Below are 12,721 nucleotides of genomic sequence, written 5' to 3'. Positions count from 1 at the left end.
GGGCTGTGTCTGATGTGCGGCTGCCGCCGCGTGGGCGCGACAAGCCACAACGCACCCGCCAGCCGCGCCCGCGCAGCAACGCGCACCCTCAATGGCGCAACGGCCAAGCCTCACCAGCATGGTCACCGCATCGCGCACACGCGTCCGTGAGAACTTCCAGCAGACTCAGCGGATCCGGCAGCGCGAACTCCACCCCCCGCACCCACCGCACGGCCCGCCCGTCGTCGCCGGGCAGCCGCGCGGGCGGCACCAGCACGTACGACCCCCGGCAGTGCCACCGCAGCCCCGGGTGCTCGTCCATCGTCTCGGGGTGGCAGTCCAGCTCGCAGGGCCACCACTCGTCCTCGTCCTCGGGGGTGCCCCGGGTGAGGGTGAAGAACAGCAGGCGGCCGTCGTCGCTCTCGGCGACCGGTCCGACCTCGACGCCGGCCTCCAGCAGCCGCTCCAGCGCCTCCCGGCCGGCCTCCAGGGGTACGTCCAGGACGTCGTGCGTCATTCCGGTCGCGGTGATGAAGTTGGCCTGCGGCTGGTGCCGGGCCCAGCGTTCGATCTGGGAGCGGTCGGTGGTCGACTGGGTCTGCCAGGCGAACGACACCGGGTGCCGGGCGGGGGTGGGGCAGCCGACGCGGTCGCAGGAGCAGCCGTAGCCGGATCCGGGGTGCGCGGCGGGCGCGAGGGGCAGTCCCGCCGCGGCGGCGGCGAGCAGGAGGGCCTCACGGCCGTCGTCGCCGGCTGCCTCCTTGGGGCGGCGTCCGAACAGCCACTGGGAGAGTTTGCCCTGCCGACCACTCCGACCGCCGAACGTCGCGCTCATCTATCCCCTCGCCTCGCTGGTGTGCCCACAGCATGCCCCATGGTCCCACCTTCGCGTGCTTCGGGGTGGCCGGACCGCGGATGTGGGGGGCCGTGGGGAGATGCGCCTCACACCTGGGCCGGGGGGTCAGTCGGCCGGTCCGCGGGTGGCCAGGGGTCGCCCCAGGCGGTGTCGCGGGCCGACCGGTAGAGGTCGCCGTGCCGCTTGGTGACGGTCGTACGGCCGAGCCGTCCGTCGGGCTCGCACAGGTCGAGGAGCACCTGGCCCTTGCGGATCTGCGGGCGCCGGACCACGCGGGCGGGGGCCGGGGCGGCGGGCAGGCGGGTCGCGGCGACGTAGCTGAACTTCTCGTCCTCGTACGGCAGTGAGCCGCCCTTGACCTGGCGGTGCAGGGAGGAGCGGCTGACCCGGGCGGAGAAGTGGCACCAGTCCGCGCCGGGGGCGATGGGGCAGGCGGCGCTGTGCGGGCAGGGCGCGGCGATCCGGAACCCGGCGCGGACCAGCCGGTCGCGGGCCTCGATGACGCGCGCGTATCCGGCGGGCGTGCCGGCCTCGACGATCACGACCGACCGCGCGGCGGCCGCGGCGGCGTCGACGAGGGCGGCGCGGTCGGTGTCGGCGAGCTCGTTGAGGACGTACGACACCGTGACTAGGTCGGTGCCGCCGAGGGTGAGGGCCGCTCCGATCCGGGCGCGCTGCCAGTGGGCGCCGGCGAGGGCCGGGTTGGCGGCGGCGAGCTCCCGGCCGAGGGCAAGGGCGGGCTCCGCCCAGTCGAGCACGGTGACCGGCCGGACGCCGTCCCAGGTGGCGGTGACGGCCCAGGTCGCCGCGCCGGTGCCGCCGCCGACGTCCACGTGGCTGCCGGGCGCCCAGCCGGGCACGGCCTCTGCGAACGCCTCCAGCGCGGAGCGCACCGCCTCGAAGGTGGCCGGCATCCGGTAGGCGGCGTACGCGGCGACGTCGGCGCGGTCCCGCAGGATCGGGGCGTCGGTCGGGGTCGCGCCCCGGTAGTTTGCGATCAGCCGCTCCACCGCACCCGTGGCCTGCCGGGGCGGCAGCCCGTCGAGCAGCGCGGACAGCGCCCTGCGCAGGGCATCGGCAGACGCTTCGGCCGGCGGCGCTTCGACGGACGCTTCGGCGGGCGGCGCTTCGGCGGACGCTTCGGCCGGGGCAACGGGGTCGTTCACCCGGCGATTCTATGGCGGGCCCGGGGCGCACTGAACCGGGCAGGAACCCGGGACGGCGGGGAGCTCTGGACCGCCCGGAGCCCTGGACCGCGGGGGCCCTGGACCGCCGGGAGCCCTGGACCGCCCGGAGCCCTGGACCGCGGGGGCCCTGGACCGCCCGGAGCCCTGGACCGCCGGGAGCCCTGGACCGCGGGGGCCCTGGACCGCCGGGAGCCCTGGACCGCCCGGAGCCCTGGGCCGCTGGGAACCCCGGGGCCGGCAGGAGCGCGGGACCGCCCGGGGCCCCATGCCGCCGCAGGCCGTCATCGTGAAGCCACGACCGGCGGCAGGCTGGCTCATCCTTGGCCCGTCGGCCCCTCCCGCCCCTCCGGCAGCGGCCCCTCCCGCTCCCCCGGCGGCTCCCCGTCCCGGCCCGGGTCGCAAGCCGGGGAGGTGTTGTGGACCGCGCGGGCCAGGTGGGTCGCGGTGGTGGACCGGGGGGTGCTGTCGGGTGGGCGGCGGCGGGGGTGGACCGTGTTGGCCAGGAGGACCAGGAACGTGTCGGTGGCGCGGTCCAGGACCAGGGAGGTGCCGGTGAACCCGGTGTGGCCGGCCGCTCCCCGGCCCGCGAGTTCGCCCATGAACCAGGGCTGGTCGACGGCGAAGCCCAGGCCGGGCGGGGTCAGCAGGAGGTCGACGTAGTCGGGGCCGAGGATGCGCGCGGGGCCGTAGGCGCCGCCGGCGAGCAGGGTGCGGCAGAACACGGCGAGGTCGCGGGCCGTGGAGAAGAGCCCGGCGTGGCCGGCGACCCCGCCGAGCGCCCAGGCGTTCTCGTCGTGCACCACGCCCCGCAGCATGCCCCGGTCCGCCTTGGCCCAGGGCCGTCGCTGGTCCTCGGTGGCGGCGGCCCCCGGGCAGGGGCCGAAGCGGGTCGCGGTCATGCCGAGCGGGCGGGTGATGCCGTCCCGGACGAGGACGTCGAGGGTCCGGCCGGTGATCCGCTCCAGCACGAGCTGCAGCAGGAGCATGTTCAGGTCGGAGTAGACGTAGGTGCCGGGTGGGGTGGTGGGTGCCTCGGCGCGGAGCAGGTCCAGGCGGGCGGTGTCGTCCGGGCAGTCGTACAGCGGGAGTTCGGGGCGCAGACCGGAGGTGTGGGTGAGCAGCTGCCGTACGGTGACGCCGTGTTCCGCGGCGGCGGTGAACTCGGGCAGGTAGGCGCCCACGCGGGCGTCGATGCCGAGGGTGCCGCGTTCGATCTGCTGCACGGCGGCGGCGGACGTGAACAGCTTGGTGAGCGAGGCCAGGTCGAAGGGCGTGCCGACGGTCATCGGGACCCGGGCGGCGGGCGGCAGTTCGACGCCGGTGCCGGTGTGCGGGTCGTAGGAGGCGTACCGCACGGCCCAGCCGGCGGCCTCGGCGACCGCGGTGACGGGGCCGCGCCCGGCCAGCACCACGGCGCCGGCCGCCCAGGGGCGGTCCCCCGTGGTGAGGCCGTGCACCTCGGCGACCAGGTGCCCGAGTCGGCCGGCGTCGAGTCCGGCCCGGTCCGGGGTGTCGACGCGCAGTCTCGGTGCGCTCAGTTCCGCTCTCCCTCCGGCGCGGCCGTCTCCCTCCAGGGACGGCACATTCCCACGAAGCAGGCCGTGGCGACCAGCGCACCCGCCAGTTGGACGATCGCCATCGGTACGGCGGTGTGCTCGCCCGCTACGCCGACGAGCGGGGAGGCGACCGCGCCGACGAGGAAGGAGGAGGTGCCGAGCAGCGCGGAGGCGGAGCCGGCGGCGTGCCGGGTGCGCAGGAGGGCGAGTGACTGGGCGTTGGGGAGGGTGATGCCCATCGCCGACATCAGGACGAACAGGGCGGCGGCGATCGGGGCCAGGCCGACGTGGCCGAGGGCGCCGGTGGACATCAGCAGCAGGGCGGTCGCGGCGAGCACGATCACGGTGAGGCCGACGGCGAGCACCTTGTCCAGGCTGACCCGGCCGACCAGCACCTTGCCGTTGATCTGCCCGGCGACGACGAGCCCGACGGAGTTGAGTCCGAACAGCAGGCTGAAGGTCTGCGGGGAGGCGCCGTAGATCTCCTGGATGACGAACGGGGACGCGGATATGTAGGCGAACAGCGCGGCGAAGGCGAAGCCGCCGGCCAGCATGTAGCCGGTGAAGGGCAGGTCGGCGAGGAGGCCGCGCATGGCGCGCAGGGCGTCGCCGACTCCCCCGGAATGCCGCTCGGCGGGTGGCACGGTCTCGGGCAGCCGCAGCCAGACCAGCGTGGCGAGGGCGGCCCCGACGACGGTGAGGACCACGAACACGCCCCGCCAGTCCGTCACCCGCAGGATCTGCCCGCCGATGAGCGGTGCCACGATCGGCGCGGCCCCGGAGATCAGCATCAGGGTGGAGAAGAAGCGGGCCATGGCGTCGCCGTCGTACAGGTCGCGTACGACGGCCCGCGCGATAACGATCCCGGCGGCGCCGGCGAGGCCCTGGGCCAGCCGGAAGACGACCAGGGTCTCCACGGTGGGCGCGAACGCGCACAGCGCGGTGGCGACGAGGTAGACGGCTAGGCCGGCGAGGAGGGGGCGGCGGCGTCCCCAGCGGTCGCTCATCGGGCCGACGACGAGCTGTCCGAGCGCCATGCCGAGCAGGCAGGCGGTGAGGGTGAGCTGGACGGTGGCGGCGGGCGCGTGCAGGGAGCGGGTGACCTCCGGCAGGGACGGGAGGTACATGTCCATCGCGAGCGGGGGCGTGGCGGTGAGGCCACCGAGGACGAGGGTGACGAGCAGTCCGGTACGGCGGCGGTCGGTGGTCGTCGGCGCAGGCGTAGGCGTGACCTTTGCCGTGCCCTTCGTCGTACCGCCCCTGTCCGGTGCCGGCGCGCGCTCGCGCATGTTTCCCTCCCTGTTTCAACCAATCGGGACCTATGCTCTCAGCTCGTACAGGCTGCCGAGGCACACATGAGCGAGGGTGGGGCGGGGATGGCGGAAAAGAGCGTGCGGTGGGGCATCCTGGCGACCGGCGGCATCGCGGCCGCTTTCGCCGCGGACCTGGTCGATCTCCCGGACGCGGAGATCGTGGCGGTGGCCTCGCGGCGCCAGGAGTCGGCCCGTGCGTTCGCCGACCGGTTCGGGGCCCCGCGGGCGTACGGCGACTGGGAGTCCCTCGCCCGGGACGAGGACGTCGACGTCGTCTACGTCGCCACTCCGCACGCGGCGCACCGGGCGGCGGCCGGGCTGTGCCTGGAGGCGGGGCGGAACGTGCTGTGCGAGAAGGCGTTCACGCTGAACGCGCGCGAGGCGGCGGAGCTGGTGGCGCTGGCCCGGGAGCACGACCGCTTCCTGATGGAGGCCATGTGGATGTACTGCAATCCGCTGGTCCGGCGGCTGCGCGCACTGGTGGACGACGGCGCGATCGGTGCGGTGCGCACGGTGCAGGCCGATTTCGGGCTGGCGGGACCCTTCCCGCCGGCGCACCGGCTGCGGGACCCGGCGATGGGCGGCGGGGCGCTGCTGGACCTCGGCGTGTACCCGGTGTCGTTCGCGCAGCTACTGCTGGGCGAGCCTGACGGGATCGCCGCGAGCGCGACGCTGTCCGAGGAGGGCGTCGACCTCCAGACGGGCGCCCTGCTCTCCTGGGACAGCGGCGCGCTGGCCTCGGTGCACTGTTCGATCACGGGCGGTACGGGGACGACCGCGTCGGTCACCGGCACGCTCGGCCGGATCGACGTCCCGGCCGGTTTCTTCCACCCGGAGCGGTTCGTCCTGCACCGCGACGGCCGTGATGCGGAGGAGTTCACCGCCGACCCGGCCGACGGGCCCCGCACCAGCCTGCGGCACGAGGCGGTCGAGGTGATGCGGGCGCTGCGGGCGGGTGAGAGGGAGTCGGCGCTGGTGCCGCTGGAGGGCAGTCTCGCGGTGATGCGGACGCTGGACGCGATCCGGGAGCGGATCGGGGTGCGCTATCCGGGGGAGGAGCGGGTGCCGGCCGTCGCCGGGTGACCGTGTCCGGTGCCGGGTGGCCGTGGCCGCGTCCCTGCGGCTGACCGTATGGCGGATACCTGATTCCGCATGGCGGACTTCCCGCTTACCCTGCGGCCATGACTGAGGCCAAGACTGACAGGCAGACGAAGATCGCGGTGGTGACCGGTGCCGGTTCCGGCATCGGGCGGGCCGTCGCCGTGGAACTGCTGGGCGCCGGCTGGTCGGTGGCCCTGGCCGGCCGGCACACCGACACGCTGGAGGAGACGGCGGAACAGGCGCCGGGCGGCCCGTGGCTCGCGGTGCGCACCGACGTGTCCCGGCCGGCGGACGTGGACGCGCTGTTCGCGGCGACCGTCGCCCGGTTCGGCCGGGTCGACCTGCTGTTCAACAACGCGGGCACCTTCGGGCCCGGCGGAGTCCCCGTCGAGGACCTGCCCTACGACGCCTGGCGGCACGTGGTGGACACCAACCTCAACGGGGCGTTCCTGTGCGCGCAGGCGGCGTACCGGCAGATGAAGGGCCAGGACCCGCGCGGCGGCCGGATCATCAACAACGGCTCCATCTCCGCGCACACGCCCCGCCCGCACTCGGTGGCCTACACGGCGACCAAGCACGCGCTGACCGGCCTGACCAAGTCACTGTCGCTGGACGGGCGGCCGTACGACATCGCGGTCGGGCAGATCGACATCGGCAACGCGGCGACCGACATGACGGCCCGGATGCAGACGGGTGCGCTGCAGGCCAACGGGGAGGTCGCCCCGGAGCCCGTGATGGACGTGGCCGACGTGGCCCGCACGGTGCGGCACATGGCGGAGCTGCCGCTGGCGGCGAACGTGCAGTTCGCGACGGTGCTGGCGACGGCGATGCCGTACGTGGGGCGCGGCTGAGCCGGCCGCGGGTCCCGCCTCCCCTCTGCGAACCGACCAGCTTGGCACAAACGGAATTTGAACGTCCGTGCTATTGCGGCCGGTCGGGGAGGTATGGTCAACTTTCCTCCACAAGAGCTTCACAGTTGGAGCACTTGTCTCCGTGCCATACCGAGGGGGGAGTCGGCAGCCGTTCCACCGACCGGGGTTGGGGGTGGACCCGCGCCGGAACGCGGGTACACACCGGTGGGTGGAACGGCTGCCGCGGCCTTCAACGCCGGTGCTTGCCGCCGGACTCCGGTTCCTGACGGGAAGGCGTGCCGCCCGTCGCCGTCGAGCCGGTCGAGCCCGCCGCCGTCGAGCCCGCCGCGGTTGCCGTTGCCGTTGCGGTTGCGGCTGCCGTCGCGGTCGCCTTTGCCGCCGAGCGCCGCCGGCGCAGCGCCCAGGTTCCGGCGCCGAGCAGCACCACCGTGCCGGCGGCGCCCTCCAGCAGCCGCCAGGTGGACGGCCTGCCGGACGCGGAGCCGCCGGAGGCGCCGGGGGCGCCGGCCGCCCCGTGGGCCGTCTTCCGCGTGGGCGCCGGACTCGCGCTCGGCGCCCCGCCCTCGCTGATCGGCTTCACCAGCGTGCCCACCGCCTGCGCCGAACTCCCCTTGCCGAAGCCCCAGTCGAGCAGCGCGGCGGTCTCCTCGTAGACGGCGTTCGTGCCGACGGCCGGGTGCATCACGGTGACCAGCAGGGTCCGCCCGTTCCGCGTGGCCGCGCCGGTGAACGTGTTGCCGGCGTGGCTGGTGTAGCCGTTCTTCACCCCGATCAGGCCGTCGTACGTCTTCAGTCCCCACGCGCCGGTCAGCAGGCGGTCGGTGTTCTGGATCTGGAACGTCTTCTTCCCGCCCGCCGGGAAGTCGGCGGTCCGGGTGCCGCAGTAGCCGCGGAAGTCGGGGTCCTTCAGCCCGTGGCGGGCGAAGAGCGTGAGGTCGTACGCCGACGAGTACTGCCCCTTGTGGTCGAAGCCGTCCGGACTCATCACGTGGGTGTCCAGCGCCTGCAGGTCCTCCGCCTTGGCCTGCATCTCGGCGACCGTCCGCGCGACCCCGCCGTTCATGTGGGCGAGCACGTGCACGGCGTCGTTGCCCGAGCGCAGGAACACGCCCTGCCAGAGCTGCTCGACGGTGTAGGTGATGCCAGGCTTGATGCCGACGAGGCTGGAGCCGGCCGGGATGTCCGCCAGGTCTGCGTCGGTGACCTTGTGCCGGTCGGTACGGTCGAACTTCTTCAGCACGGTGTCCGCGAACAGCATCTTCAGCGTGGACGCGGGCGCCAGGCGCCGGTGCGCGTTGAACGAGGCGAGCACATCGCCGCTGTCGCAGTCGGCGAGGAGCCAGGCGCGGGCGTTGAGCTTCTTGGGCAGTCCGGTCGCACCGCGCAGCTGGACCCCGCCGCGGGCGAGCCGCTCGCCCCCGATGACGGTCGAGGCCGCGGCCGGGGCGGCCGCCGCGGGGGTGGTCTCGGACAGGGGAAGGGCGGCGGCCGTCAGCCCGAGGGCGGCACGCCGGCTGAGCCGGGAACAATCGCGCATCCCGGGACCGTACACCGCATCCAACAGGGCCTTCCGAGGGGGAGCACCTCATTGGGCCAGGACTTTGCTGTCTTATGAAGAACCGATTTTCTCGACGCTCGCCGCACCGTCTCCGCCGTTACGCCTGCCCGGTCTCGAACCGCGAGATCCGGCCATCATCCTCCACGGTGAAGCTCCACCGGGTGCGCATCTCGCCCCAGGTGTCGTTGCGGTAGCGGGCGATGAGGGAGTGGCCGCCGTTGGACTCGTTGTCGACGTCCATGTGGCCGTGGGAGGAGAAGATCTCCTGGTCGATCCACTGGGCGAGGTCACGGTCGGAGCCGTCGTCGGCCATGGTGGCGTCGGGCGAGAGGAGGGACATGAAGCCCTCGCGGTCGTGCGCGTTGACGGCGGTGACGAAGGCGCGGACGGAGGGGTCCGAGAGCTTGGCTGGCTGAATCGGCATGGCGCCAGGCTCACACCGCTCCCCCGCCGCCGCCACTCCCACCACCCGAACGGCATCGCGGGCGCGCCCGATGGTGTGAGGGGTGTGAGGGTGGAAACGCGGGAGGGGACAACTGGTCTCCCGACCGACTGGTCTCCCGACCACCACCACTCGTCTCTGCTGCTGGGGAGTCACCGTGACCGCGACCGCGACCAACCGACGTGACCTGGGCCTGCTGCTGCTCCGGCTGGGCACCGGCGGGGTGCTCGCCGCGCACGGCGCGCAGAAGCTGTTCGGCTGGTTCGGCGGGCACGGCCTGGAGGGCACGGGCCAGTTCATGGAGTCCGTCGGCTACGCGCCGGGCAAGGCGAGCGCGACGATGGCGGGCCTCGCGGAGGCGGGCGGCGGCACCCTGCTGGCGCTGGGCCTGGCGACCCCGGCGGCGGGCGCGGCGGCGGTCGGCGCGATGGCCGGGGCGTCGGCGGTCCACATGCCCAACGGCTTCTTCGCCGCCGAGGGCGGCTACGAGCACGCGGCCAGCCTCGGCCTCGCCGCGGCCGGCCTCGCCATCACCGGCCCCGGCCGCTACTCCCTCGACCACGCCCTCGGCCACGTCGTCGACCGGGGCTGGATGGTCCCGGCGGCGATGGGCGTGACGGCGGCGGCCACGGCCGTGGTGATCGGCATGCGGGCGAGGCGGGTCCACCACAAGGAGGAGCCGGAGCAGGAGCCCCTGTTCGAGGACTGACGCTTGCCGCGGGAGCGGAATGTCACCCCCTCATGGCACCCTGCACGCCATGACCGACGACACACACCACCCGGACCTGTGGACCTCCGTCGACGACCTCTGGACCCGCCTGGAGGCGACCCGCGCGCACGCCGGCCGGGAAGGCGTCCTGCTCCGCATCCTGAAACTCTCCGAGGAGGTCGGCGAGGTGGCCGAGGCGGTCATCGGCGCGACCGGCCAGAACCCCCGCAAGGGCGTCACCCACACCTGGGACGACGTCCAGTCCGAACTCTGCGACGTGGCCATCACCGCGCTGGTGGCGCTCCGCACGCTGACACCGGAGGCACGGGCGGTGTTCGAGGAGCACCTGTCGGCCGTACGGCAGCGACCGCTCGGGCCGCGTGACCAGGCTCCGCGCTGACGTCAGCGGGTTCCGGCGAACCTCACGAAGGCGGTCCACTGCGGGGCGCCAAAGCGCAGTTGGGCACGGGCGGGGGCCTTGGAGTCCCGGATGTGGACGGCGTGGGGGGTGGCGGCGGCTTCGAGGCATTCGCCGCCCTCGTTGCCGCTGTAGCTGCTTTTTACCCAGGCAAGTGCGACTTCCAGGCAAGCGCCACCCTCGTTGCCGCTGTAGCTGCTTTTGAACCAGGCCAGGTGCTCGGGCTCGGCGGTGCTCATCAATCCCCCAGCATGCTCTCGATCAAGGCGATGGACTCCTGCATGGTGAGCGCCTGAGCCCTGATGCTTCCGTAGCGTGCGGCCAGGATACGTACTTCCTCCGGGTCAGTGGACAAGCGGGCGGAGTCCTGCACCTCGGTGTACCCAACCTGCCGTTTCCCCTTGGGTGTCAGCAGGATGAACGACCCGCCCATTCCGGCGTGTTCGGTCCGCTCGGTCGGCATGATCTGCAGCTCCACATTGCGCAGACCAGCCAGCCGGAGCAGGTGCTGCAACTGCTCCATGTGCACCGCCGGGCCGCCAAGGGGCCGTCGTAGCACGGACTCGTCGATGACGCAGCTGATCATGGGTGGCGGCCAGTGGGTCAGGATCTCCTGCCTCGCCAGCCGCGAGGCCACCCGGAGTTCGATGGTCTCCTCGTCCAGCAAAGGCTTCCGCATCTCGTACAGCGCCCGGATCCGTCGCTCGGTCTGGAACAGCCCGGGGATGTCATGGCAGCTGTAGTCGTTGATCTCCACGGCCTCCCGCTCCAGCCGGGCGTAATCCTTGAACCACGCCGGATGCCGGACCCGAGCCCGCGCCTTGGCCTTCTCGATGTCCTCGATGACGGCCTTCAACATGCCGCCCGCGCCCAGCACTTCGTCCGCGGCGATCAGGAACTCGGCCTGGGGCGTGCGCCTGCCCCGTTCCAGCGAGGAGATGAGGTCCTCGCTGTAGCCGAGCCGGTCCCCCAACTCCTTCTGGGTGAGCCCGGCCCGCTCGCGCAGCAGCCTCACCTGCTTGCCGATGGCCCGCACCAGGTCACTGCTCAACTCACCGTCGTCGTACGGCTCCGGTGTTTCCGACACCCCGTCCTCCGCCCTGCCAGGTCACGGCCGACACCCGGTACGGCACACGTTCCGTACCGGTACGCACACCCTCCGTACCAAGGGAATTCCTGGTCAGGTTAGAACGAGCCGAGCACGCTCGGTGACATGAAGTCACAAATCTCCACCCCCCGGTTCACCGCTCCCACTCCGCCCCGCTTCACTCAGCTCCTCAGCGCGACGCCCCGCGGTGCCCGTCTGGCGAGGTTGTTGACGGCTCATCAGCTGGTGGAGTGGGGCCGGCCGGCCTCCAGTACGCCTGTCGAGTCGGCGCTACTCGTCGTCGCCGAGCTGGCCGCGAACGCGGTGACCCACGGCAGGGTGAGAGGCCGCTGCTTCCGCCTCAGCCTCACTCTGGACACCCCGCGCACACTCCGCGTGGAGGTCGCCGACCCCCGGGGCGACCGCCCGCCCCGGCCCCGCGACACCGCCCCCACCGCCGAGTCCGGCCGCGGCCTGCTCCTGGTCGACACGCTGGCGACCCGCTGGGGCACCGCCCCGTACCCACCGTCGGGCAAGACGGTCTGGGCCTGCCTTCCGCTGCCCTGACAACCGGTGGAGCAGCAGAAGGGGCCTCCGACGCGGGTCGGAGGCCCCTTCCGGGACAAGGCGCACATAGCGGCAGACGAGTCGGGCTGTACGCCGGGTTCTGTTCCCCGGGGTCCTCGCGGACGCCGGGGCGACGGCCATCCATCTAGGGCCGGTGTTGCCACCGGCCTCGTGCGGTCTACCCGCGGACTCGGGCGGGCAGCCCTCGAACGTCCGCGCAGAAACACCGGGGTGTTTCCTTTTGACCTTGCTCCGGGTGGGGTTTACCTAGCTGCCCAGGTCGCCCTGGGCACTGGTGGTCTCTTACACCACCGTTTCACCCTTACCGGGGACCGAAGTCTCCGGCGGTCTGTTTTCTGTGGCACTGTCCCGCGGGTCACCCCGGGTGGCCGTTAGCCATCACCCTGCCCTGTGGAGCCCGGACGTTCCTCGGGGAGTCCCCTAAGGGGATTCCACGCGGCCGTCCGCCCGGCTCGTCTGCCGTGTGGACCATGGTACCGGGCGTCCGCGCCTGGTCGGTGCGGCGGCGGTCGCGAGGACCGAGCCGGCCAGGATCAGGGCGAACGCGGCCAGGACGGGGAGGGTGAGGCTCTCGTTCAGGAAGAGGGCGCCTGCCGCGACGGCGACCGCCGGGTTGACGTACGTGATCACCGTCGCCCGCGTCGGGCCCGTCTCCTTGATCAGCTCCAGGAACGCCACGAACGCGACCGCCGTGCAGATCACGCCCAGGCCGGCCAGCGCGGCCAGGACGGAGGGGGCGGGGACGGACGCAGGGCGGGTGAGGGCCGCCGCCGGGGCGTAGACCAGGGCCGCCAGGGTCAGGCAGGCCGCGGTGAGGTGCAGGGACGGGACGTCCTTCAGGCTGCGCGCGGCTATGAGGGGGGCCGTCGCGTAGCCCACCACCGTCAGGAAGACCTCGAAGAGGGAGCGGGTGTCGCCGCCCGTGAGGTGCGGGAGGGTGAGGACCGTGACGCCAGCCAAACCCAGGGCCAGACCCGTGACGCGGCGGGGGCCCAGGCGTTCCGTCTGGCCGAAGAAGCGGGCGGCGACGACTCCGACGATCGGTACGCCCGCGA

The 12,721-nt window shown here is 73.1% G+C and carries 13 protein-coding genes and 1 other RNA gene; 5 read left to right on the top strand and 9 right to left on the bottom strand.

Annotated elements, in window-relative coordinates:
- Positions 1-88: 88 nt before the first annotated feature.
- The 4 genes from DBP14_RS25560 to DBP14_RS25545 form a co-directional block, all read right to left on the bottom strand.
- Positions 89-814, bottom strand: coding sequence for a bifunctional DNA primase/polymerase (locus DBP14_RS25560; protein WP_129309454.1), 726 nt, complete (start codon positions 812-814; stop codon positions 89-91).
- Between the two features lie 107 nt (positions 815-921).
- Complete coding sequence (locus DBP14_RS25555) at positions 922-1,905, bottom strand: small ribosomal subunit Rsm22 family protein (RefSeq protein WP_241741286.1); 984 nt, start codon at positions 1,903-1,905, stop codon at positions 922-924.
- Positions 1,906-2,336: 431 nt separating this feature from the next.
- Positions 2,337-3,605: a serine hydrolase domain-containing protein gene (locus tag DBP14_RS25550; protein ID WP_206739347.1), complete on the bottom strand. Its 1,269-nt coding sequence runs from the start codon at positions 3,603-3,605 to the stop codon at positions 2,337-2,339.
- Positions 3,557-4,867, bottom strand: coding sequence for a multidrug effflux MFS transporter (locus tag DBP14_RS25545; RefSeq protein ID WP_129309452.1), 1,311 nt, complete (start codon positions 4,865-4,867; stop codon positions 3,557-3,559). Before DBP14_RS25545 ends, DBP14_RS25550 begins: the two co-directional genes overlap by 49 nt.
- 87 nt (positions 4,868-4,954) lie before the next feature.
- Between DBP14_RS25545 and DBP14_RS25540 the strand changes: the two genes are divergently transcribed.
- Positions 4,955-5,974, top strand: a complete 1,020-nt coding sequence (locus tag DBP14_RS25540) for a Gfo/Idh/MocA family oxidoreductase (protein WP_206739346.1) — start codon at positions 4,955-4,957, stop codon at positions 5,972-5,974.
- A 98-nt stretch (positions 5,975-6,072) separates the two neighbouring features.
- Entirely contained in the window at positions 6,073-6,843 is a 771-nt protein-coding gene (locus tag DBP14_RS25535; RefSeq protein WP_129309451.1) for an SDR family oxidoreductase, read from the top strand.
- Between the two features lie 250 nt (positions 6,844-7,093).
- Here the strand turns inward: DBP14_RS25535 and DBP14_RS25530 are convergent, their stop codons facing one another.
- Entirely contained in the window at positions 7,094-8,401 is a 1,308-nt protein-coding gene (locus tag DBP14_RS25530) for a serine hydrolase (protein ID WP_129309450.1), read from the bottom strand.
- A gap of 118 nt (positions 8,402-8,519) precedes the next feature.
- Entirely contained in the window at positions 8,520-8,846 is a 327-nt protein-coding gene (locus tag DBP14_RS25525; RefSeq protein WP_129309449.1) for a nuclear transport factor 2 family protein, read from the bottom strand.
- A 175-nt stretch (positions 8,847-9,021) separates the two neighbouring features.
- Here DBP14_RS25525 and DBP14_RS25520 point away from each other — a divergent pair, with 175 nt between their 5' ends.
- Both DBP14_RS25520 and DBP14_RS25515 read left to right on the top strand, forming a co-directional pair.
- Positions 9,022-9,573 carry a DoxX family membrane protein gene (locus DBP14_RS25520; RefSeq protein WP_129309448.1) on the top strand — a complete coding sequence of 184 codons (552 nt, stop codon included), beginning with the start codon at positions 9,022-9,024 and terminating at the stop codon, positions 9,571-9,573.
- 49 nt (positions 9,574-9,622) lie between these two features.
- Positions 9,623-9,973 (top strand): MazG-like family protein, encoded by a 351-nt coding sequence (locus tag DBP14_RS25515; RefSeq protein WP_129309447.1) that lies wholly within the window; start codon positions 9,623-9,625, stop codon positions 9,971-9,973.
- Positions 9,974-9,975: 2 nt separating this feature from the next.
- Here DBP14_RS25515 and DBP14_RS25510 read toward each other — a convergent pair whose 3' ends face one another.
- Together DBP14_RS25510 and DBP14_RS25505 are read right to left on the bottom strand one after the other, a co-directional pair.
- Positions 9,976-10,230 carry a DUF397 domain-containing protein gene (locus tag DBP14_RS25510; RefSeq protein ID WP_129309446.1) on the bottom strand — a complete coding sequence of 85 codons (255 nt, stop codon included), beginning with the start codon at positions 10,228-10,230 and terminating at the stop codon, positions 9,976-9,978.
- Positions 10,230-11,078, bottom strand: a complete 849-nt coding sequence (locus DBP14_RS25505; RefSeq protein ID WP_129309445.1) for a helix-turn-helix transcriptional regulator — start codon at positions 11,076-11,078, stop codon at positions 10,230-10,232. Before DBP14_RS25505 ends, DBP14_RS25510 begins: the two co-directional genes overlap by 1 nt.
- Before the next feature lie 126 nt (positions 11,079-11,204).
- Between DBP14_RS25505 and DBP14_RS25500 the strand changes: the two genes are divergently transcribed.
- Positions 11,205-11,645 (top strand): ATP-binding protein, encoded by a 441-nt coding sequence (locus DBP14_RS25500; RefSeq protein WP_129309444.1) that lies wholly within the window; start codon positions 11,205-11,207, stop codon positions 11,643-11,645.
- A gap of 73 nt (positions 11,646-11,718) precedes the next feature.
- Here DBP14_RS25500 and rnpB read toward each other — a convergent pair.
- An RNA gene (rnpB, locus tag DBP14_RS25495) (RNase P RNA component class A) lies at positions 11,719-12,121 on the bottom strand.
- Positions 12,122-12,721 lie beyond the last annotated feature (600 nt).

The organism is Streptomyces sp. L2, assembly GCF_004124325.1.
Taxonomy (GTDB): Bacteria; Actinomycetota; Actinomycetes; order Streptomycetales; family Streptomycetaceae; genus Streptomyces.
This window is presented reverse-complemented; position numbering and strand designations above follow the sequence as displayed.

Bases quoted from the DNA above. Each gene is read 5' to 3' on its own strand.
- DBP14_RS25525 (WP_129309449.1), bottom strand. From the start codon at position 8,846: ATGCCGATTCAGCCAGCCAAGCTCTCGGACCCCTCCGTCCGCGCCTTC.
- DBP14_RS25560 (WP_129309454.1), bottom strand. From the start codon at position 814: ATGAGCGCGACGTTCGGCGGTCGGAGTGGTCGGCAGGGCAAACTCTCC.
- DBP14_RS25545 (WP_129309452.1), bottom strand. From the start codon at position 4,867: ATGCGCGAGCGCGCGCCGGCACCGGACAGGGGCGGTACGACGAAGGGC.
- DBP14_RS25510 (WP_129309446.1), bottom strand. From the start codon at position 10,230: ATGAGCACCGCCGAGCCCGAGCACCTGGCCTGGTTCAAAAGCAGCTAC.
- DBP14_RS25540 (WP_206739346.1), top strand. From the start codon at position 4,955: ATGGCGGAAAAGAGCGTGCGGTGGGGCATCCTGGCGACCGGCGGCATC.
- DBP14_RS25500 (WP_129309444.1), top strand. From the start codon at position 11,205: ATGAAGTCACAAATCTCCACCCCCCGGTTCACCGCTCCCACTCCGCCC.
- DBP14_RS25535 (WP_129309451.1), top strand. From the start codon at position 6,073: ATGACTGAGGCCAAGACTGACAGGCAGACGAAGATCGCGGTGGTGACC.
- DBP14_RS25515 (WP_129309447.1), top strand. From the start codon at position 9,623: ATGACCGACGACACACACCACCCGGACCTGTGGACCTCCGTCGACGAC.
- DBP14_RS25530 (WP_129309450.1), bottom strand. From the start codon at position 8,401: ATGCGCGATTGTTCCCGGCTCAGCCGGCGTGCCGCCCTCGGGCTGACG.